Here is a 20,872-nt window from a genome sequence, read left to right on the forward strand (position 1 = left end):
AGTCGGGGTTACTCCCTATCGCGGCGGAACACAAGGGTTGTCCGGCCCATCGTGACGCGGGAGCCGTCCACCAGCGTCACCCGCCGGATCGGCTGCCCGTTCACGAACGAGCCGTTGGTCGACCCTAGGTCCACGAGAGCGATTTCGGGACCTTCTACGCGGATCTCGGCATGGTGCCGGGAAACGCCCGGATCGACGAGGCGCAGGTCGCAGTCCGTGCCACGACCCAGCAGAGTCACGGGGGTGTTGATCTCATAGGTGCGCTGAGTCGTCTCCGAGCCCTCCACTGCCGTCGTCACCAGCAGCCGCGGATGCCCCCCGAAGACACCGCCCCTGCCGCCCTGCGGAACATCGCTCACCGGCCGGCGGATCTCCCCGCCCTCCACCGTCGAGCCCCGGATCACCCCTGACCGGATCCGGAACATGCCCGTGGCGAGATCCCCGGCGTTCTCGAACCGCACCCGCACGGGACCCACGAAGGAGTACCCCTGCTCCTTCGCGTACTCGCGCGCGAGGTTCGCCAGCTCCTGGCTCAGACTGTCGGCGTAGACCTGCAGCCGCTGCCCGTCCTGCTGAGAGATCTCCACGACGAAGTCGTTCGGCACGAGCGTCCGGCCCTGCGCCACGATCGCCGCCCTATCGTCCATCTCGCGCTGCACAGCACTGGCCACCTCGACCGGCTGCAGCTCGGACTTGAAGGCACGGGCGAAGGCCCCTTCGACCATGCCCTCAAGCCGTCGCTCGAAGCGCTGAATGACGCCCACGGGCACCTCCCTTCCCCACTGGTAGACGATCGTATCGGTGCGAAGGTTCGCTCGAAGTATCTGGATACCTAACCACTGCCCCGCGCGTGCTAGCCTTTTCAGGCACCCGGAAACGGGACGGCACCCCTGGGCGGGTGGCGGAACGGCAGACGCGCACGGTTCAGGTCCGTGTGTCCGAAAGGATGTGAGGGTTCAAATCCCTCCTCGCCCACTCAGGGTCGATGACGTAAGTCTTCGCCCCATAGTGACGGAAAGAGCCCCCACGCGACAGCGCGGGGGCTCTTCTGCTTCTCAGGACGTGTCGAGGGAGCCCACGGGTCTTGATCGCAGCCGGCGAGGCGGGGTTTCGGAGCGCTGAAGGGCTCACGGGTGCACTGTGGCGTTGGATGCTCGTCGGCGAGCGCGGCGTCGGGGTTGTCCGTCTTTGCCGGGAAGGGTGTCCAGCCAGGCACGGATCTTGCGGAGGTTGACCTGCGCGAGTTGGAAGGCCAGCGCAGACTCTGCGCGGCGATGCCGCGGATGCGCCGGCGGCCCGCCCGCTCGATGGCTTCGCGGGCGTCGTCCTTGGCGTAGCCGTTGATGCCTTCAACGGCGTTGCGCAGCCGAAAGTAGATCTTCTGCCACTGTGCGCTGCCGTAGGCCCGCGGCTGCCAGTGCTTGGCCCCGTCCTCGGGGGCGACGGTGATGCTGGTCTGACTGCAGATCCTGGGAGGCCCGGCTGGCGTGGGCTGGGGATCAACCAGGGGCAGCCCCGGGTCGCTGTTCGTGAGCAGCTTCTTCACCGGGCACACCACCTTTCCGCGGACGTGCGGGCATTGATACCGCTGGTGTCCTTCGGCGTCGGGCTTGCCTTTGCCGGGAAGGGCGTAGTGGGCACGGGCGGCGATGCGCGCCACCCAGGTCTCTTTGTCGATCTTGTTGGGACTGTGCTTGGCGGCGCGCAGGTCTTGCGTGGCGGTGATCAAGTGGGTCGCCATCGAGGAGCAGTACCAGGTGCCTTCCACCATGATCGCGCCGTGCGCGCTGGCCTGGATGCCCAGTTGGTTGGACCTGTAGGCGTAGGTGGGGCGGTACCCCATGGCGCGGAGGGGCAGCCTCCACTTGTCCTCTTTGCAGCTGTCGTAGAGGTTGTCTGCACCCAGGTCGCCGGCTGGGTGGCCTCGATGTTGGATGTTGCGCAGGATGTCGACCCCGTTCGGTCCGGGGTTGTGGCCAGGCTTGTCGAGGGTCATGCTCATGACGAGGGCAGGGGATGCCTTGGAGTCTCCACAACCGTCTGTTCCGATCTGGGGCGTGTGGTGTGGGTTGCGGAGCACGGCGAAGGCGGCATCGTAGCCGAAAATGATCTTGGGCTTGCGCCCTCCGCTCGGACGGCGCTGGTGCACGCGGCCGCGGTTGGCCGCGACCGGCTGTTCTGGTCGTATCTCCTGGGGGATATCGGGGTCTCGGTGGTCGCCCTCTCGGGTGTACCAGCCAGCGCCGGGATCGGTGGAGGTGAGGGGACCGGTCCAGGATCTCGCGGGCGCTGTCGGGGCGTCAGGCGCCGTCGCTGCATTTGATCGTGGCCATGGCCGAGGTGCTGGGCGTGGACGTCACCGAGACCAGGGAGCTCTGGCAGCAGGCGGTCGTGGTGCGGCGGGACGGCCGGACAAGCCAGGCCAACGGCGGACCGCCGTGGGATCTGGACAGCTACCCCTCGATGCTGCAGGCGCTGCGCGATCTGCTGGCGAGCCGTGGCCTTTTGCAGCGTGCGGTGGTGCGCCAGGACGAGAGCCGGTGTCTGATGCCTTCCACTGTCAGCGCGGTGCTGCGGGGGGAGCGCGACAGCGCGCCGGGATGTCATGGTCATTCGCATCCGAGGAACCCCTAGCGCGCGAATCATCAGCACCGGCTGTTGGACACTTCGGGGATCGGACCGGCTGCGTCGGAACGGGTCGGCATGCCGAGGTGGTGGCAGGGCAGCAGCAGGGGTCGGTGTCCTTGGGGATGGCCGTTGGCGTCGGCAACTCAGTGACCGCAATCAGCTCGGCTGATCAGGGAGGCGTGGCTAGGCCACCCTCTCCACCGCTCTTGCTTCGGAGAGTGGAAGATGATCTTGTTTAGCGTGGAATCCGGTGGAGCAGGGCCTTGCGTTGCCGCTGATCAAAGAGTTCGTCAGTACCCCGGGGACACTGCCTCGATAATTCGGCGCTGAAGGAGTGGGTATGTGGAGCTGGGGAGATACACGGCCGAGTCTTTGGGGGCGCCATGACGAAGATCCAATTTACCGGGCTGCCCGGGAGCGTTCCGGTTGTGCGGGCGGGAGCCCGCGAAAGGCCTGTGCTCCTGGCGGTGGAGTCGCGGGACTTGGCTGGATGCCCGGTACAGCGCACAGGTGAGCGCATCGGCCGTGGATCCAGGTCGACTTGGCCTTCAGGTCCGTCCGCCGGCCGGCAGTGAGGAACATGCGACACCAAACCCTGCTTCGCCTCGGTACGGGTGCCGGCTTGGAGCAGCTCAAGGCCGTCGCGGCCGAGACGATGACGGAAGTCGAGGCTTCGGTCGGCATGGTCTTTCTCCTGTCGCCAGGAGAGCGGGTGCTGCGGCTGGCGGTGCTCTACGGAGCACCCCGGCAGATGCTCGCTCCGTGGGAGCAGGTGGCGCTGGACGACCCGCTTCCCCTCTCAGAGGCCATCCGCCAGGGGCGGCTGGTGTGGCTGAGCGGGCCGGAGGAGATTGCGAGCCGCTATCCACGCCTTGGGCTCGCGTTCCCCTATGACTACATGCTGGCCGCCTCGCCGATCACCGAGGGCGCCACTGTGGTCGGTGGCCTGGTGCTGCTGTGGCCAGGTTCGCACCAGCGAGAGCTGAGCCGCCACGAACAGGACACGATAGAAGCCTTCTGCCGTCACGTCGTCCGGCTGGCGCGGCAGAGCGCCCGACACGGCCGGCCGCTGCTCTGCCCGAGCCGGCCGCACCTACTGCCAGCACCTCACACCAGCACACCCGAGGAAGATGCGGCCGCGGCCGCGGCCGATTTCGCCGAACGTCTCCCGGTGGGCTGCTGCGCTCTTGACCTGGACGGCCGCCTCGTCTTCATCAACTCCACCGCGGTCGATCTGCTCGGCGCCGGCGCCGGCGACCTGCGGGGGGCGCGTCCGTGGGAGGTACTGCCATGGCTGCAGGACCCCGCCCACTTCGAAGACCGACACCGCGCCGCGATCTTCAGCCACGAGCCCATCACCTTCACCGCGCTGCGACCACCGGACAGCCGGCTGATCTTCCGCTTGTACCCCGACTCCTCCGGGATCAGCATCCAGATCAGTCCCGCCCCGCCCGGCCAGACACCCGCGAACCACCAACCCGCCGAAGCCCACCAGGAACTGCCCACCCCGGAAAGGGCCGGAGTGGACGCGGTCTACCAGATGATGCACCTGACCGCCGCCCTCACCGAAGCCGCAGGGGTCGAAGACGTCGTCGATCTGGTCACCGGCCAGATCGTGCCGGCCTTCGGTCCTCAGGCCATGGCACTGATAACACCGCAGGAAGGCAAACTGCACGTCATCGGCCACCGCGGAATGACCGATCTGGTGAACCGCCTCGACGGCACACCCGTGACCTCCGGAACGCCGGCCGCGCGGACCCTGGCAACCGGTGAACCCGCCTTCTTCGACACCTTCAACGACCTCGAACACGCCCACCCCCAGGCCATCCCCCAGGAAGGCCTGGACGCGCGGACCTTCCTCCCCCTGATCGCCTCTGGCGACACCATCGGCTCGCTTGTGCTGGCCTACGACCATCCACGCCACTACTCACGCGCAGAACGCGCGATATGGATGGCGCTGGCCGGGCTCATCGGCCAAGCCCTGGACCGTGCCCGCCTCTACGACACCAAATACCAACTCGCGCACACCCTGCAATCGGCGCTGCTGCCCCAGGCCCTGCCCCGTGTCCCCGGCCTGAACCTGGCCGCACGCTACCTGCCCGCCGGCTACGGCATGGACATCGGCGGAGACTTCTACGACCTCATCCACATCGACAATGCCAGCGCCATCGCCGCGATCGGCGACGTCCAAGGCCACAACATCACCGCAGCCGCGCTCATGGGCCAAGTCCGCGGCGCCGTCCACGCCCACGCCGCCCTCGGCATGCCCCCCGGCGACATTCTCGCCTGCACCAACCGCCTCCTGATCGGCCTCGAATCCGAACTGTTCGCCAGCTGCCTGGTAGCCCGACTCGACCTCACCCACCAGCGCGTCCACCTGGCCACCGCCGGACACCCGCCGCCTCTGATCCGCCACCCCGACGGACGCGCCGACACCCTGGACCTGCCACCCGGCCTGCTGCTCGGCATCGACCCCGACGCCGACTACACCACCACCGAGATCCCCATTCCACCCAGCACCGTCCTAGCCCTCTACACCGACGGACTGGTCGAGATCCCCGGCACCGACATCGACGACACCACCGCCGACCTCGCACGCCACCTCGCCCAGGCCACCGACCAGCCCATGGACACCCTCGCCGACACCCTCCAGACACACGCGCCCACATCCGCCCAACGACACGACGACAACGCCCTCCTCCTCATCCAGACCACCCACCACCATCAGACGAGCACCGCCGAACAGGGGGTACAGACGAATGTCGTACTCCTACAGTGACGAAACGGCCCCAGAGCTGGCAAGCTCCGGGGGCTTCGTCGTTGCGGAGGCCAGTCTGTTGTGCCTGCAGGAACCGAATATGGCGTCGACGCTATGAGCCGGGCGGTGGGCGGTCGGTGATGGGGCCGTGGGGGATCAGGTGTGGGTTCGGCGGGTCGGGGGGCGGTCTGCGAGGTCCCGATAGATTCGTAGTGGTTTGGCGGGCTGGAGTGCGGGTCTGACCGTGACGGGAAGGGAGCGGAGTCCGCGTAGTACGGGGCTGCCGATGCGGTCCGGCGTTCCGGCGGGGGCCAGGTGAGGCAGGCGCCGGGCGAGGGTTTCCAGCGCGATACGGGTTTCGAGGCGGGCGAGTGCGTGACCGATACAGAAGTGGATGCCCGAGCCGAAGGCGACGTGGTCTCCCGCGGTTCGGTCCAGCCGGAAGGCGTCGGGGTCGCTCCAGTGGCGCGGGTCTCGGTTGGCCGAGCCGACCAGTGGTAGGACACGTGCGCCTTGGGGGACTGTGGTCTCGCCGATGACGACGTCGGTGGTGGCGATGCGGAGCAGCCCCTGGGCCGGCCCGTCATAGCGCAGGGCCTCCTCCACCGCGGCCTGGGCCAGTTGCGGGTCGTCGCCGATCTGCCGCCACAGGTCGGGGCGGTCGAACAGGGCGAGCATCGCGTTGGAGATCAAGTTGGTGGTGGTCTCGTTGCCCGCGACGAGCAGCAGGACGCAGAAGTTGATCAATTCGGGGAGGGTGAGGCCGTCGCCGTCCTCGTCCCGGGTGACAAGGAGACTGATCAGGTCGTCGCCCGGCCGGCGCCGCCTGGCCCGCACGGTCCGCAGGAAGAACCAGGAGATCTCGATCGCGCTCCTGGCCATCTTGATCCTGCTGCCGCCGGTGAGCAGCCCGTTGACCAGGTCGTCCGACCAGCGCTTGAAGTCGTCGTTCCGGTCGGCGGGGATGGCCATCATCTCGGCGATGACGATGGTCGGCAGCGGCGAGGCCAGATCGCGGACGAGGTCGCCGTCGAGGTCGTCCACGAGCCGTTCGGTGATCGCCCTGATGCGCGGTTCCAAAGCGGCGATCCGGCGCGGGGTGAATGCCTTGGCCACCTTGCGCCGCAGCTGCGTGTGCTGCGGCGGGTCGCTGGTCAGCAGCGTCCGTCCCGGCGGTAGCGACTTCAGCAGCCGCGTCAGCGGCCCCGACGCCTTCATCGCCGGGTTGAAGGGGTTGTTATCGAAGCTCGCGGAGTTGCCGAGGTCGGAGGAGAAGCGTTCGGCATCGCGTAGCACGGCCACGACGTCGTCGTGCCGGCTGACCAGCCACAGATCGAGAGCGGGCAGGTGGTGGACCGGCGCCACGTCGCGGAGCCAGGCATAGGCGGGGTAGGGGTTGGCGATGAAGTCCGGGCCGTTCAGGTCCAGGGGCGTCATGGCGATGCTCCGATCGCGGTCATCAGCGTGGAAACCCATTGCCGTACGAAGCGGTCGTCGTCCGTCCCGAAAGGCCGGTGGCCGTGGAGGGTGGTGACGACCCGGTGGTTCTCGATCGCGCCTGCTCGGCCTTCGGATTGACCGGGCGGCGCGCTCAGCGGGCATGCGGCGGTCCCTTCTGGTCGAAGGCCCGCCTTGCGACGGGGAAGTAGCGCAGGGTCGAGGGAAGGACCGGCCAGCTCAGCCGTACGGTGCGGGCGAAGCGGCGGAATCTGCGCTCGTCGGCGGATGAGACCGCCGAGCCCGCCAGGTGCCGGACGGGCTGCGGCAGCAGGACCGGGACCAGGCCCGCGGGCAGCAGCCGCGGCAGCCAGGCGTCCGGCCGCAGGATTTGCTCGAAGTAGACGTCGAAGACGGAGTTCGGTTCGAGGATCTGTTCGCAGACGGCGTCGAAGTAGTCGACGAACGAGCCGTAGTCGGGTGGGACGACGCGGTCGCTGACCCCGTATCTCCGGTACCAGATACAGCATTCCTGGTAGAGACGTTCGCGCTCTTCGCCGGAGAGCGGCCTGTCGAAGAGGTCGATCGCCGTCATCAGGGCGTCGACGAACGTGGCGTGCTCCCAGAAGAAGACGTCCGGGGTGAGTGAGTGGTAGCGCCTGCCTTGGCCGTCGCGCCCCTTGATCTCCCCGTGCAGCCGGCGGACTCTCGCCCCGGCCGCGGCGTCCTGATAGACGACTCCGATCGCTTGCGGCACGGCTCGGGCCTGCTGTGCCCACAACGAGCCTGGAAAGCGGGAGTGCTGCTCGGCGGCGGCCGCGATCGCTGGATGCAGCATTTGCAGCGTCGCCGCCCGCGGCATGACCAGTCCGTAACGCCTGTCCCCGGCGTAGCGCCAAAGGAGCGATTCCGGGCCGAGGTGGGACGGTGCCTGCGCGAGCGATCCCGCGGTCACACGGCCCCCCTGACCCGGTCCTGTCCCCGTTTGGTCGTCGGAGCGGAGTACTTCTTCCAGCGGGTGCGGCGCGCCAAGGCCATCAGGCACCTGGTGGGCAGCCGGCGGATCGGCGCCGGTGTCACGCGCAGTACCAGGGACATCGAGGTGATGAGCGCACGGAAGAGACGCTCTCGGAACGGTGTCCACGGCAAGTCGTACTGGCGGCGGATCTCCTCGGGCAGGAGACCGGCGGTGATGAGCCGGTTGAGCGGAGCTCCGAGCCGTAGCACCAAGGGGCGTGGACAGAGGATCGCTCTAGCTTCCTGGCGAGCCACATCGCTGACGTGCAAGGTGGTGATCTGCTCATGCCAGTACGCGCGGAAGGCGGCCTGGTCCTCGGGGACCGCCTCCTGCGGCGCGCCGAGCAGCGTGGCCAGCAAGACGGTCTGCCGGTAGTACTGGTCCGCCAGGTCTGGGGCCAGGGGTCCGTGCAGCCGCTCCTGAAGGTCGCGGGCGCCTTCGGAAAGCGTGGCGAAGACCCAGGTCAGCAGGTCGGCGTCATGTGCCGAGTACCCCGGGCCCTTCACCCGATCGTGGGCACGCATCGCGTGCCAGGCGATCCGGTGCGCCTCCTCCTTGGTGCCGAAGACGACCATCCCCAGGTAGTCGAGTGTCGAGAAGAGCCGGCGCAGCGGGTCCTGCTTGAACTCGCTGTGCTCGGAGACACCCGCCGCGACGCTCGGGTGGGCGAGTTGCAGCAGAAGCGCGGCTGTACCGCCGAGGAGCGTATGCGGCTCGGCGGTCACCTTGCGGATGGCCGAAGCGTCGTCGAAGAGACCCGAGATCATGACACCAGCCCCTTAGAGAAAATGGTTATTTTCTCAAGATAGGGTGATGGACATGGAGCCGCAAGTGCCTACTTACTCGTCTCTTCCGCGGCATCGGCATGCTCTCGGCCGCGACCAGGTCAAATCGGTCCAGCGCGTCCGCATCCTGCGTGCCGCAGCGGAGGCCGTGGTGGACAGGGGGTATGGAAAGGTCACGATCGGTGACATCACCCGCCGCGCCCAGGTCTCGACCAAGACGTTCTACGAGCTGTTCGACGACAAGGAGAGCGCGTTCCTCGCCGTCTACGACGACCTGGACGACCTCATCGACCAGGTGGATCTCGGCGCCGGGAATCCGCGCGAGCGACTGCACGAGACCCTGACGACGGCGCTCGGCCTGCTGGACACGGAGCCGCACCTGACCCGGATACTCGCGATCGATGCCATGGGCGGCGGTCCGACGATCCTCGCCCGCCGCAACCAGGCGCTCCGCGAACTCGCCGCGCTCGTGGCGGCGGTACTCGGCCGCGCACCGGACGACATGCTCATCATCGCCTACCTCGGCGGCATGGCGGAACTCGTCGTCCAGCACGTCACTGGCACGCTCCCCGATCTGGCCGCCGAGGTCCACAGATTCACCGACGCGCTCTTCTTCCCCACCACCCGCTGACCAGTGGAGGACCGTGGAAGATGATCTTCCTTAGCGTGGAATCCGGGCTGGAGGGGACCTGCGGCGCTGCTGGTCAGGGAGTTTCGTCAGTAGCCCACTCACTCTCCTCGGGGTACAGACGAAAGTCGTAGCCCCACAGTGACGGACAGACCCTGGAGCGGCAAGCTCCAGGGTCTTCGTCGTTGCAGGGGTCTCGTTCCGGGTGCGGGCTGGGCGGGCTCCAGTCTCCTCGGGGCCGGATTCGCGGCGTCCGCGCTGGCCGTCTGGGCGATCGACGGGCGGCTGCCCGTCGATGGCGCGAACCATGAGCACCTTGGACGGCGCCCGCTCGGGGTCACCAGCGGTGGGCCACCTGGGGGGCGAGGAGGTCGTCGTAGACGTCCGTGACCGCTTCCATCGCCTCCCGTGGCAGGGGCGCCAGGTCGGCCGCCGCCGCGTTGCCGCGTGCCTGCTCGGGTGTGCGGGCGCCGGGGATGACCACGCTGACACCGGCCTGGTCGATGATCCACCGGAGCGCGAACTGGGCCATGGCCGTCCCGGCGGGCACCAGCGGCGCCAGCCGGCGTACGGCCTCCAGGCCGGTGGCGAAGTCGACTCCGGCGAACGTCTCGCCGATGTCGAATGCCCGGCCCTGCCGGTTGAACGAGCGGTGGTCGTCCGCGCCGAACACGGTGTCCTCGTCGTAGCGTCCGGACAGCAGCCCGCTGGCCAGCGGGACGCGGGCGATGATGCCGACGCCCGCCTCGCGCGCGGCCGGGAGGACCTCCCGCAGCGGGCCGAGCCGCACCATGTTCAGGATGATCTGGACGGTGGCGACCCCGGGACGCGCGATCGCCGCGAGGGCCTCGGCGCGGGTCTCCACGCTGACCCCGTACGCCGCGACGCGCCCCTCGCCGACCAGCGTGTCGAGCGCGTCGAAGACGGCGTCGGAGGAGTAGACCGCCGACGGCGGGCAGTGCAGCTGGACGAGGTCCAGCCGGTCCACGCCGAGGTTCGTCCGGGACCGGTCGGTCCAGTCGCGGAAGGCGTCCAGCGTGTAGTTCTCCGGACGCTGCGGCATGACCCGGCGGCCCATCTTGGTGGCGACGGTGACGCCGTCCCTCGACTTGAGGAACCTGCCGATGAGCTGCTCGCTGCGTCCGTCGCCGTAGCAGTCGGCCGTGTCGATGAACGTCACGCCCGCGTCGGCCGCGGCGGACAGCACCCGCATGGCCTGGTCTTCGCCGACCTCGCCCCAGTCGGCTCCCAGCTGCCAGGCGCCGAGTCCCACGACACCGACCGGCTCGCCGGTCCGCCCGAGCACGCGCATCTCCATCTCGAAATCCCTGCTTCGCTCTGCCGCGTCGGCGGCTCCGTCATCGTGCGGCCCAGTTCAGCAGCCCTCCGATTGTCCTGTCCAATAGAAGAAACCGCTCGGATTCACGAGTCAGCCTTCTGAATCGTGGAGCTCAGGCACCTGGAGTACTTCGTCGCCGTCGCCGAGGAGCGGCACTTCACGCGCGCGGCCGAACGGCTGCTGATCTCCCAGTCCGGGCTGTCGGCCTCGGTCCGCGCCCTGGAACGCGAGCTCGCGGCGACGCTCTTCGTCAGAAGCACCAGGAACATGGAACTGACCGCGCCGGGTCGGGCTCTCCTGGACGAGGCGCGGCGGGCCCTGGGCTCGGTGCGTGCCGCGAAGGACGCCGTGGCGGCCGTCCAAGGGCTGCTCCGGTCGGGTGCAGACGAAAGTCGTAGCCCCACAGTGGCGGACGGACCCCGGAGCGGCAAGCTCCGGGGTCTTTGCCTTTCGTGGTCAGTCTTCGGTGACTCCAGAACCCGGCGGCCGGAGACCCGCGAGAGCGGACCGGCCATGGCAGAGCGCGGTCTGGACGGCGGTCCGCATGTCGTCGCTCTGTGCGTCCGTACCACCCGGGTCGACGTTCACCATGACCGTCGCCTGGCTGCCGTTGACGGTGGCGCCGCCCACGGTCTCGTACCCGAAGACGTCGCCGCCGTGTCCCCAGTACAGGCCGCCGCAGGGCAGGGGCCTGCTCTCCAGGCCGAGGCCGTACGCCCGTCCGCCGGAGTCGCCGGTGGGCCGGGTTCGCATCATCTCCTGCAGCTGGGCCCGGCGCAGCAGTCGGCCGTCGACGAGCGCGTCGAGGAAACGGTCGACATCGCCGCCGCTGGAGATCATCGCTCCGGCGGAGCCCGCGACCGACGGATTGAACGCGGTGAGGTCCATGAGCGGTGCGTCCGGGCCCGGCCGCACATATCCGCGCGGGTGCGGTCCAGGGATCGCCGGGTCGTCAGCCGGTGCGGAGGTGGCGCGCAGGCCCAGCGGGGTGATGATGCGCCGGCGGACCTCCTCGTTCCAGGTGTTGCGGGTCACCTTCTCGATGAGCATGCCTGCCAGCAGGTAGTTGGTGTTGGAGTAGTGCCAGCCCGTGCCGGGCGCGAAGGTCGGTGGGTGGGCGAGCGCGATGCCCACCAGGTCGCGTGTGTCGTGATGGGCGAGCGGGTCCTTGAGGATGTCCTGCGGGTTGAGGTGGGAGAGGTAGTCCGACAGGCCGCTGGTGTGTTGCAGCAACTGGCGGACGGTGATGTTCCGCCCGTCGTTGCCTTCGCCGCGGACGACGCCGGGCAGGTAGCGTTCCACCGGCGCATCGAGCGAGACGCGGTGCTCTCCGACGAGCTGGAGTACGACCGTGGCCACGAACGGCTTGGTCATGCTGCCGATCCGGAAACTGCTGTCGCGGGGTACCGGCGCGCGGCTGTTCACGTCCGCGACGCCGCTGGTCAGCACTGTGTCGCCGCGTCGGTCCCGCAGGTGGAGGAGCGCTCCGGGTCCGCCGTCGACCGTGGTCAGCCGGTGCAGGAGCTGCGACAGCCGAGCACGGTCGGCGCCGCCGGGTCCGGACGCGGTGCCGCGGGCCTGCGCCGTGCCGGTGCCGGTCAGCGCGCTCACCGCGACACCGGCCGCCACGGCCAGGGTCAGTGCGCCGCGCAGTGCATGCCTTTGCTTGGTCATGTGTGTTCCCCTGTGAATCCGGTAGTGCTGGGTCATGTGAGATGGGTTGGGCTAGGCCGTCACGCGGGCCCTGGCACCGGGGCGGACGGCCTCTGCTCGCGGGCGAACGGGACGAGGGCGAGCAGATCACCGCGGCGTTCGAGGGCTGCGTTGCCACGTTCTCGATCTTCGGGAATCCGGCGGCCGGGCGGATCGCCGCCGCGAGCGGTCTTCGGGGATCGGCCGCGCGGCGGAGGACCGGGGTGCGGCTCCCCCGCGCGGCGGAGCCTCCCCCTCAGGAAGGCTCGATCAGCCGGGTCTCGTACGCGGCGATCACGGCCTGGACGCGGTCGCGGATGCCGAGTTTGGCCAGGACGTTGCTGACGTGGGTCTTCACGGTGTGCTCGCTGACGACCATGGCCGCGGCGATCTCGGCGTTCGACAGGCCGCGGCCGAGGAGGCCCAGGGTCTCGCGCTCGCGTTCGGTCAGGACCGACAGGCGGTCGGAGGCGGTCGCGCCGGCGCGCGGGCGGTTGCGGGTGACGTCGGAGATGAGGCGGCGGGTGACGCTGGGCGCGAGCAGTGATTCCCCCGCCGCGACCACCCGGACCGCGTGCACGAGGTCGTCGCGGCGCACGTCCTTGAGCAGGAACCCGCTGGCGCCTGCGTAGAGCGCATCGTAGACGTAGTCGTCCTGGTCGAACGTGGTGAGCATGAGCGCGCGGGTCCGGGTCTCGGCGCACACGGCCTTCGCGGCCTCGATGCCGTCCAGGCCCGGCATGCGGATGTCGAGCAGCACGACGTCGGGGCCGTGTTCGCGGACGGCGGCGATCGCGGCGGTGCCGTCGCCCGCCTCGGCCACCACCTCGATGTCGGGTTGGGCGTCCAGGATCATCGCGAAGCCGCTGCGGACGAGTTCCTGGTCGTCGGCGAGCACCACCTGGATCACGCGGTCACCGCCGCGGCGTAGGGGAGACGCGCCAGGACCCGGAACCCGCCGCCCGGCAGCGGGCCGGCGTGCGCCGTGCCACCGCAGGCGGCGACGCGTTCGCGGATGCCGATGATGCCGTCGCCGCCGCGCCGCCAGCCCGGATCCCCGTCGTGGCCCTGCCCGTCGTCGGTCACCGAGATCTCCAGTTCGTGGTCGGTCCAGCGGAGCCGGACCTCGGCCGCCCGCGCGTCGGCGTGCTTCACCGTATTGGTGAGCGCCTCCTGCACGATGCGGTACGCCGCCAAGTCGGCGTCGGCGGGCAGGTCGCGGCGTGTGCCCTCGACCGTGAGCCGCACGCGGACCTGGGTGCGGCCGACGTGCTCGACCAGGCCGGGCAGCGCGCCGATGGTCGGCTGCGGCGCCCGTACGCCGTGGTCCTGGTCCTCCTTCAGGACGCCCAGCGTGCGGCGCAGCTGCGCCATCGCGTCCCGGCCCGCGTCGGCGATCGCGTCGAAGGCCCGCTCGGCCCGGTCGGGATCGGAGCGGACCACGACCGGACCGGCCTCGGCCTGCACGACCATGATGCTGACGGCGTGGGCGAGGACGTCGTGCATGTCGCGGGCGATGCGGGCCCGTTCCTCCGCCGCCGCCCGCGCCGCCTCGGCCTCGCGTTCACGCTCCAGGGCCTCGCGTTCACGTGCGAACTGCGCGGCCCGTTCCGCCGACCGCTCCCGCGCGGTCCGCGCCAGCGTGCCCAGCAGGAACGCCGTCATGGGCAGCAGCAGCGTGAACATGAACTCGCCCGCGTCGTTGCCCTTGACGAGCAGCGCGCCGGGCGGGATCGACGCCACGATCGCGCCGATGAACCCCCACCGCTGCCAGCGATGCCGCCCCAGGTCCGCGAGGGTGTAGATGGCCACCAGGGCGCCGTACTGCAGCACCTGGCCCGGCTGGTGATGCAGCGACACCCCCATGGCGGAACACGCCACGACCAGCGCGGTCGCGAAGGGCGCCCGCCGCCGCCACGCCAGCGGCACGACCGTCCCCAGGTTGAACACCACCCCGAGCGGCGTCACCTCCGGCGCCGTGGCGAACGGCACGAACACCGGGACGGCGACCGCCGCGGCGACCAGCACGTCCACGAGGCGGCCGACACCCGCACGCGCCCGAAGGCGACCGAGATCGCGGAACCGATTCGACATCCACCCAGTATCGGATCGGTGCGGGCATGTTCACCTCCGTCGTGCGAGGGATCTCGCAGCCGTCGCAGCCCGACAGCGGCGGGCCGCGGGAACACCCCGCCTGGCGCGGTGAACGAGTCCAGGTGTCGAACCCGCCACAACGCGCACGGCCGTCTGGACGGCGGTGGCCGCGTTCAACCGTGATGCGGGGACGGGAAGGCGGCCCGGACGACCAGGCCGCCGTCCCGGCGCGGGATGGCGCTGAGGGTCCCGCCGTGCGCGAGGACGATCGCCCGCGCGATGGACAGGCCGAGGCCGTGGTGCCCGTCGCCGCGCGCGGTCCGGTCCAGCCGCTGGAACGGTTCGAGGAGCCGGGCCACCTGCTCCGGCGGGACGACCGGGCCGGTGTTGCTGACGCTGATCACGGCCTGCCCGTCCCGCGAACCGGTCGCCACGTCGACGCTCCCGCCGGGCACGTTGTACCGGACGGCGTTGTCGACCAGGTTGGCCACGAGGCGTTCGACCAGGGCGGGGTCGCCCGTGGTCGCGGCGGGTGCGATGCGCGGATACAGGCGCGGGCCGCCGGCCGGGGCCTCCCGCCGGTCGGCCAGCACCTGTTCGGTGAGCGCGGCGAGGTCCACGGGGACCCGGCCGTCCAGCCCCCGCTCACTGGTGGCGAGGGTGAGCAGTGACTCCAGCAGCCGCGCCTGCTGGTCGCTGATCGCCAGGACGCGGTCGAACGTCGCGCGGAACGTGTCGACGGTCGGCCGCCGGTCGGTGAGCGTCTCCTCCAGCAGCGCGCGTTCGAGCGTGAGCGGGGTGCGGAGTTCGTGCGCGGCGTTGGCGACGAAGCGCTTCTGCGCGCCGAGCGCGGTGTCCAGGCGTCCGAGCAGGCCGTCCACGGTGTCGGCGAGGTCCTTGAGCTCGTCGCGGGGGCCGGTGAAGGCCAGCCGCTCGTGGACGTTGCGCGCCGAGATGTGCCGCACGGTGGTGGTCATCGTGCGCAGCGGGCGCAGCACCCGCCCCGCGACGAACCAGCCGAGCACCAGGGAGACCACCAGCATGATCGCCAGGGCGATCCCGGCCTGGGTGAGGAACCCGTGCGTCAGCGTCTGCTCCTGCTGGTCCCGCCAGGCGCCCACCGAATCGGCCGCCTCGGCCGGCAGGCCGAGGCGGGACGCGCAGTCCTCGGCCTTCATGTCGAAGCACGACACCCGCACCTTGAAGATCGTGTTCCTCCGGAGGAGCACGAACGTGATCGCCAGCAGGGCCGTGCCGGAGACGGCGAACAGCGCGCCGTACAGCAGCGTGAGGCGCATCCGGACCGTCCGCGGCGCCTTGCGCACGAGCGGCCTCATATCCGGTAGCCGCTCTGCGGGACGGTCTCGATCACCGGCGGGGGCCCCAGCTTGGCGCGCAGGCGGTTGATCGTCGCCTTGACCGTGGTGGTGAACGGGTCCGCCGCCTCGTCCCAGACGCGTTCCAGCAGTTCCTCGGCGGAGACGACGCGTCCGCCCGCGGCGAGCAGGTACTCCAGCACCGCCATCTCCTTCGGGCTCAGCGCCAGCCGCAGCCCGGAGCGGGTGACGACCCGCTGGGCCGGGTCGAGCCGCAGGTCGCCGTGCTCCAGGATCGGCGGCAGCGCCGGCTGCGCCCGCCGCCCGAGGGCGCGGATCCGCGCGACCAGCTCGGCGTACGCGAACGGCTTCGGCAGGTAGTCGTCGGCGCCCAGGCTCAGCCCCTCGACCCGGTCGGCGATCGTGCCAGACGCGGTGAGCATCAGGACGCGGGTCCGGCGGCCGGGGTCGGCGACCAGCGCGCGGCAGACGTCGTCGCCGTGCACCACGGGGAGATCGCGGTCCAGGACGACCACGTCGTAGTCGGTCAGCGCGGTGCGGTCGAGGGCGGCGCGGCCGTCGAGGGCGACGTCCACCGCCATCCCCTCGCGGTGCAGGACCCGGGCCACGGAGTCCGCCAGCTCCGCGTGGTCTTCGGCCACCAGGACTCTCATCGCCGGTCAGCGTGCCCGATGCGCGGTCACAGCCGGGTCACAGCCTCTCGCACCGCCATGTGACCGCTCCTTCCCTAGACATGTCTCTCGCAAGCGATGTCTCCCGCAAGCGATGTCCCTCGGAAGGGGAACGATGAACAGGGCCTCTGTGTTGCTGGCCGCCGCCCTCGCCTTGACCGCCGCCGGATGCGGGGGCTCCGGAGGCTCCGGAGCCTCTGAGACCGGCTCGTCCGGCTCGTCCGGGTCATCCGGTGTGAAGGCGAGTGCCACGGCGGACCAGGGGATCGAGCACGCGCAGTGCATGCGCGGGAACGGGCTCCCGGGCTACCCCGACCCCGGCCAGGACGCGGGCGCGAACCTCCCGGACCGCGACTCTCCGGCGTTCCAGAAGGCGGTGCGGGCATGCCAGTCGCTGGAGCCGCCCCAGAACCGGCCCGGTACGCCGGAGAACGCCGAACTCCAAGCGAAGATGCTGAAGTGGACGCAGTGCATGCGCCAGAACGGCGTCCCGAACTTCCCCGACCCGCAGAACGGGCGCATCTTGATGAAGAAGGGGGCCATCGACAGCAGGACACCGCAGTTCCGGAAGGCCGTCGAAGCCTGCCGCCCCCTCGAAGCCGGCGGCGCCAAGGGCGCCGGCGGCTGAGGGCGGGACTCGATGAGCATCAAGATGACCGAATCGGGGCCGGGGACGCGGGACGCGCCCGTCCGGCCGAGGCGGCGGCCCAGTCGCCGCAGGGTGATCGGCGGGGGTGCCGTGCTCGCGGTCGTGGCCGCGGCCGTCGCGGCCGTCGCCATGGCGGGCTCGTCCGACGACGATGGCGGCGGGACGGAGGCGGTGCCCGGCGGAACGTCCCTCGTGGCGGTCCAGCAGGGTCCGCTCTCCTCGCAGGTCGGCCAGGGCGGGACGCTCTCGTACGCGGGCGGCCCCGGCGGGGCGCCGTACCCGGTGGTCAACCAGGCGAAGGGCACGTACACCCGGGTGCCGGCGGCGGGCGCCCAGATCGACTGCGGCGAGACGCTGTACAAGGTCGACCAGAAGCCGGTGATCCTGATCTGCGGGAGCACGCCCGCCTACCGGGGCCTGGCCGTGGGCGACGAGGGCAAGGACGTCCGGGCGCTGAACAGGACCCTGGTGGACGAGGGCTACGCCGGCGGGTCCGGGCTCGATCGCGGTTCCGGGCACTTCGGCTGGGCGACCGCGGCGGCCCTGGAGAAGCTTCAGGACGGGCGCGGCGCCGACGTGACCGGCAGGCTGGACCTCGGCCAGGCGGTGTTCCTGCCCGGCCCGCTGCGGATCGGCAAGGTGACGGCCGGGAACGGCACGGGCGCGGCACGGGGACGTCCGATCATGGAGGCGTCGTCGAACCGGCGCGAGGTGGTCGTGCAACTCGACCCCTCCCAGCAGTCGGAGGTCAGGAAGGGCGACAGCGCGCAGATCACGCTGCCGGACAACCGGACAACGCCCGGCGTGGTGAGCCGGGTCGGCACGGTCGCGGCGTCCTCCGGCAAGGACGACTCCGACGCGGAGCCCGCCACACTGCCGGTCTACATCACGCTCAAGCACCCGAAGGACGCCGGGACCCTCGACCAGGCGCCGGTCCAGGTGCAGATCACCACGGACGGGGTCGAGAACGCGCTCAGCGTCCCGGTGACCGCGCTCGTCGGCCGGGCCGGCGGCGGGTACGCGGTCGAGGTCGCGGCGGTGGACGGCGGCCCGACCCGGTTCGTCCCGGTCACGCTGGGCTTGTTCGACCATGCCAACGGACGGGTGCAGGTCTCCGGCGCCCTGACGGCCGGCGACCGAGTGGTGGTGCCGGCGACGTGAGCGAGACGAGTCGTTCGGGGGCGCGGCCCCTCTCCCCCGGGAGCGCGCCGAATGTCATCGAACTGGAGCGCGTCACGAAGACCTACGGGACGGAACCCGCCGTCCACGCGCTGCGCGGAGTGAGCTTCACCGTGCGGCGCGGGGAACTGGTCGCGATCGTCGGCCCGTCGGGATCGGGGAAGTCCACGCTGCTGCACATCCTCGGCACGCTCGACCGGCCCAGCGAGGGCACGGTCCGGATCGACGGGGAGGACGTCGCGGCGCTCACCGACCGGCGGCTCGCCGCGCTGCGGGCGCGGAGCATCGGGTTCGTCTTCCAGCAGTTCCACCTGTCCGAGCACACGACCGTGCTGGAGAACGTCGCCGACGGCCTGCTGTACGGCGGCGCGGGACGGGCCGAGCGGCGCGAGCGCGCCGCCGAGGCGCTCGTCCGGGTCGGGCTGGCGGACCGGGCGGGCTTCCGTCCGGGCAAGCTCTCGGGCGGGCAGCGCCAGCGCGTGGCGATCGCCCGCGCCCTGGTCGGACGCCCGGCCATCGTGCTCGCCGACGAGCCGACGGGGAACCTCGACAGCGGGACGGGGGCGGCCATCATCGAGCTGCTGCACGAGCTCAACGCCGGCGGGGCGACCATCCTCCTGATCACGCATGATGGCGGGCTGGCCGCCCGGATGCCCCGGCAGCTGCACGTCCTCGACGGGCGGATCGTCGCCGACAGCGCGGCGCGTTCGACGGAGGGCGTATGAGGCTGTCGGACCAGATGCGCGTGGCCGGGGCCGGGATCCGGGCCCGCCGCCTGCGGGCCGCACTGTCCGCGCTCGGCATCGCGATCGGCACCGCGGCGATCGTGGCGGTGCTCGGCCTGTCCGCGTCGTCCCAGGCCGGGCTCCTGGCGCAGATCGACCGGCTCGGCACGAACCTGCTGACCGCCAACACCGGCACATCGGTCACCGGGGGGACGGCGCAGCTCCCGGTCGCCGCGCCGCAGCGGATCTCCCACATCCCCGGCGTCCTGGACACGGCGCACGCCGCCACCGTCCCGAACGCGAACGTGTACCGCAGCCCGCTGATCCCGGCGATCAACACCAACGCCCTGAAGGTGGCGGCCGCCAGCCTCAACCTCCCCGAGGTGGTCGGGACCGGCGTCGCGCAGGGCCGCTGGCTGAACGCGGCGACCGAGCGGCAGCCGGTCGCGGTGCTCGGCGCGCTCGCCGCGCGGCGCCTCGGGATCGACCGCGTCCAGCCGGGGCAGCGGATCTGGCTGGAGAACCAGTGGTTCTACGTCGCGGGCATCCTCGAACCCGCGGCGCTGTCCACCGACGTCGACACCAGTGCGCTGATCGGCTACCCGGCCGCCGAGCGCTACTTCGGCTACGCGGCCGTCGACAAGGGCGGGCCGGTGGCCGGCCCCCCGACGACGGTGTACGTGCGGGCCCGCACGGACGAGGTCAACGCGGTGCAGGGGGTGCTCGCGCAGACCGCGAACCCCGAGTCGCCCGGGGACGTCGACGTCGGCCAGCCGTCCGACGCGCTGACCGCGCGCGCCGCGGCGGAGGGCGCGTTCGACAGCCTGTTCCTCGGGCTCGGCGTGGTGGCGCTGATCGTGGGCGCGGTCGGGGTCGCCAACATCATGATCATCTCGGTGCTGGAGCGGCGCTCGGAGATCGGGCTGCGCCGGGCGCTCGGCGCGACCCGGGGGCAGATCCGCACCCAGTTCCTGTCCGAGGCGGTCATGCTCGCGCTGCTCGGCGGGGTGGCCGGGGTCGCGGCCGGGGCGCTGACCACCGCGGTCTACGCGAGCACGAAGGGCTGGGCGGTCGTCGTCCCGGCCCAGGCGTGGGGCGGCGGGATCGGCGCCGCGATCGTGATCGGCGCGATCGCCGGCCTGCTGCCGGCCCTGCGCGCGGCCCGCCTCTCGCCGACCGAGGCGCTGCGCACGCTGTGAACGCCCGGACCTCCGCGGGAACGCCGGCCGGTCGCCTCCGAGGCGGCGAGGGCGTCCGGCCGGTGGGCTCCGGGGTCAGGCGTTCAGGCTGGCGTCCGCCGACCGGTCCGTGTCGGCGGGACGGGGCCAGGGGCGTCCGCTGAGCCGTTCTATGTCGGTGTTGAAGCGGCGCAGGTAGGCGGCGAAGGTGGCGATGTCCTCGTCGGGCCAGTCGGCCATGACCTTGTCGAGGCCGCTCATGACGAAGGCGCGCTCCTCGTCGAGGAGGCGGGCGCCCTCGCCGGTGATGCGGAACTTGCGGGCGATGCCCCCGGCGGGGTCGGGGATGCGCTCCAGGAGTCCGGCGCGCATCGCCGCGGCGGTCTGCCGGTTGAGGGTGGACGCGTCGAGCCCGAACGCGTCGCTCAGTTCCCCGATGGACATCGGCCCCTGGAGGCGGATGCGGCTGAGCAGGACGTAGGCGCTGCGTTCCAGCCGCCCGGCCCGGTGGCGCATGACCTCGTGCCGGCTGAGCAGCATCTGCTCGTACTCGACCTCGTGCGTGGGCCTCACCATGGCCGATGCGCCTCCTCCCGCCGGGACGCCCGCCCTGTCGGGGGCGTCCCGGCTCCATCCTCGCAGAGAGATCTCCGCCACTGCGGAGAGGTATGCAACACACATACCGTGTGCTTCATACATACTACGTGTACTGTGCATATTTGGTTCCGGTCGACGGCCGGACGCATACGACGAG

The 20,872-nt window shown here is 70.8% G+C and carries 19 protein-coding genes, 1 tRNA gene and 1 pseudogene; 9 read left to right on the plus strand and 12 right to left on the minus strand.

The genetic code is table 11. The features are described 5' to 3' along the window. Positions 1-8: 8 nt before the first annotated feature. On the minus strand, positions 9-764 hold the full coding sequence (locus ACA511_RS01975) for an FhaA domain-containing protein (protein ID WP_375022265.1): 756 nt from the start codon (positions 762-764) through the stop codon (positions 9-11). A gap of 128 nt (positions 765-892) precedes the next feature. On the opposite strand from ACA511_RS01975, the gene ACA511_RS01980 reads away from it, so the two are divergent. Beyond that, positions 893-975, plus strand: a tRNA-Leu gene (locus ACA511_RS01980). 1 nt (position 976) lies between these two features. On the opposite strand, the gene ACA511_RS01985 is transcribed toward ACA511_RS01980, so the two are convergent. Beyond that, on the minus strand, positions 977-1,996 hold the full coding sequence (locus ACA511_RS01985) for a hypothetical protein (RefSeq protein ID WP_375022266.1): 1,020 nt from the start codon (positions 1,994-1,996) through the stop codon (positions 977-979). A 281-nt stretch (positions 1,997-2,277) separates the two neighbouring features. Here ACA511_RS01985 and ACA511_RS01990 point away from each other — a divergent pair, with 281 nt between their 5' ends. Then, a complete protein-coding gene (locus ACA511_RS01990) occupies positions 2,278-2,634 on the plus strand; it encodes a hypothetical protein (RefSeq protein ID WP_375024669.1) in 357 nt (118 codons plus the stop codon). Positions 2,635-3,250: 616 nt separating this feature from the next. Continuing rightward, positions 3,251-5,407: a SpoIIE family protein phosphatase gene (locus tag ACA511_RS01995; RefSeq protein ID WP_375022267.1), complete on the plus strand. Its 2,157-nt coding sequence runs from the start codon at positions 3,251-3,253 to the stop codon at positions 5,405-5,407. A 135-nt stretch (positions 5,408-5,542) separates the two neighbouring features. On the opposite strand, the gene ACA511_RS02000 is transcribed toward ACA511_RS01995, so the two are convergent. The 3 genes from ACA511_RS02000 to ACA511_RS02010 all read right to left on the minus strand — a co-directional run bounded on the left by ACA511_RS02000 (position 5,543) and on the right by ACA511_RS02010 (position 8,608). Continuing rightward, positions 5,543-6,823, minus strand: a complete 1,281-nt coding sequence (locus ACA511_RS02000) for a cytochrome P450 (protein ID WP_375022268.1) — start codon at positions 6,821-6,823, stop codon at positions 5,543-5,545. A 154-nt stretch (positions 6,824-6,977) separates the two neighbouring features. After that, a complete protein-coding gene (locus ACA511_RS02005) occupies positions 6,978-7,778 on the minus strand; it encodes an oxygenase MpaB family protein (RefSeq protein ID WP_375022269.1) in 801 nt (266 codons plus the stop codon). Next, positions 7,775-8,608 (minus strand): oxygenase MpaB family protein, encoded by an 834-nt coding sequence (locus ACA511_RS02010; protein ID WP_375022270.1) that lies wholly within the window; start codon positions 8,606-8,608, stop codon positions 7,775-7,777. Before ACA511_RS02010 ends, ACA511_RS02005 begins: the two co-directional genes overlap by 4 nt. A 52-nt stretch (positions 8,609-8,660) precedes the next feature. On the opposite strand from ACA511_RS02010, the gene ACA511_RS02015 reads away from it, so the two are divergent. Beyond that, complete coding sequence (locus ACA511_RS02015; protein ID WP_375022271.1) at positions 8,661-9,257, plus strand: TetR/AcrR family transcriptional regulator; 597 nt, start codon at positions 8,661-8,663, stop codon at positions 9,255-9,257. 334 nt (positions 9,258-9,591) lie between these two features. On the opposite strand, the gene ACA511_RS02020 is transcribed toward ACA511_RS02015, so the two are convergent. Then, on the minus strand, positions 9,592-10,572 hold the full coding sequence (locus tag ACA511_RS02020) for an aldo/keto reductase (RefSeq protein ID WP_375022272.1): 981 nt from the start codon (positions 10,570-10,572) through the stop codon (positions 9,592-9,594). Positions 10,573-10,698: 126 nt separating this feature from the next. Between ACA511_RS02020 and ACA511_RS02025 the strand changes: the two are divergent. Then, positions 10,699-10,872: pseudogene (locus ACA511_RS02025) on the plus strand (LysR family transcriptional regulator); the annotation flags it as partial. A 177-nt stretch (positions 10,873-11,049) separates the two neighbouring features. Here ACA511_RS02025 and ACA511_RS02030 read toward each other — a convergent pair. The 5 genes from ACA511_RS02030 to ACA511_RS02050 all read right to left on the minus strand — a co-directional run bounded on the left by ACA511_RS02030 (position 11,050) and on the right by ACA511_RS02050 (position 16,369). Continuing rightward, positions 11,050-12,267, minus strand: coding sequence for a serine hydrolase domain-containing protein (locus ACA511_RS02030; protein ID WP_375022273.1), 1,218 nt, complete (start codon positions 12,265-12,267; stop codon positions 11,050-11,052). 274 nt (positions 12,268-12,541) lie between these two features. Further along, the gene (locus tag ACA511_RS02035) at positions 12,542-13,195 is read right to left on the minus strand and encodes a response regulator (protein WP_375022274.1); all 654 of its coding nucleotides are present in this window, start codon (positions 13,193-13,195) and stop codon (positions 12,542-12,544) included. Continuing rightward, positions 13,192-14,379: a sensor histidine kinase gene (locus tag ACA511_RS02040; protein ID WP_375022275.1), complete on the minus strand. Its 1,188-nt coding sequence runs from the start codon at positions 14,377-14,379 to the stop codon at positions 13,192-13,194. Before ACA511_RS02040 ends, ACA511_RS02035 begins: the two co-directional genes overlap by 4 nt. A 173-nt stretch (positions 14,380-14,552) precedes the next feature. Beyond that, positions 14,553-15,704: a sensor histidine kinase gene (locus tag ACA511_RS02045; RefSeq protein ID WP_375022276.1), complete on the minus strand. Its 1,152-nt coding sequence runs from the start codon at positions 15,702-15,704 to the stop codon at positions 14,553-14,555. 8 nt (positions 15,705-15,712) lie between these two features. Beyond that, a complete protein-coding gene (locus tag ACA511_RS02050) occupies positions 15,713-16,369 on the minus strand; it encodes a response regulator transcription factor (protein WP_375022277.1) in 657 nt (218 codons plus the stop codon). A 253-nt stretch (positions 16,370-16,622) separates the two neighbouring features. Here ACA511_RS02050 and ACA511_RS02055 point away from each other — a divergent pair, with 253 nt between their 5' ends. Genes ACA511_RS02055 through ACA511_RS02070 form a run of 4 tightly spaced genes read left to right on the plus strand, consistent with a single transcriptional unit; the run spans position 16,623 to position 20,139 of the window. After that, positions 16,623-17,015, plus strand: a complete 393-nt coding sequence (locus tag ACA511_RS02055; protein WP_375022278.1) for a hypothetical protein — start codon at positions 16,623-16,625, stop codon at positions 17,013-17,015. A gap of 12 nt (positions 17,016-17,027) precedes the next feature. Then, positions 17,028-18,197 carry an efflux RND transporter periplasmic adaptor subunit gene (locus ACA511_RS02060; RefSeq protein ID WP_375022279.1) on the plus strand — a complete coding sequence of 390 codons (1,170 nt, stop codon included), beginning with the start codon at positions 17,028-17,030 and terminating at the stop codon, positions 18,195-18,197. Then, the gene (locus tag ACA511_RS02065) at positions 18,194-18,940 is read left to right on the plus strand and encodes an ABC transporter ATP-binding protein (protein ID WP_375022280.1); all 747 of its coding nucleotides are present in this window, start codon (positions 18,194-18,196) and stop codon (positions 18,938-18,940) included. The genes ACA511_RS02060 and ACA511_RS02065 overlap by 4 nt, the downstream gene beginning before the upstream one ends. After that, the gene (locus ACA511_RS02070; RefSeq protein ID WP_375022281.1) at positions 18,937-20,139 is read left to right on the plus strand and encodes an ABC transporter permease; all 1,203 of its coding nucleotides are present in this window, start codon (positions 18,937-18,939) and stop codon (positions 20,137-20,139) included. Before ACA511_RS02065 ends, ACA511_RS02070 begins: the two co-directional genes overlap by 4 nt. Positions 20,140-20,214: 75 nt before the next feature. Here the strand turns inward: ACA511_RS02070 and ACA511_RS02075 are convergent, their stop codons facing one another. Then, positions 20,215-20,694, minus strand: coding sequence for a MarR family winged helix-turn-helix transcriptional regulator (locus ACA511_RS02075; protein ID WP_375022282.1), 480 nt, complete (start codon positions 20,692-20,694; stop codon positions 20,215-20,217). Positions 20,695-20,872 lie beyond the last annotated feature (178 nt).

The organism is Actinomadura sp. GTD37 (assembly GCF_041951365.1).
GTDB lineage: Bacteria > Actinomycetota > Actinomycetes > Streptosporangiales > Streptosporangiaceae > Spirillospora.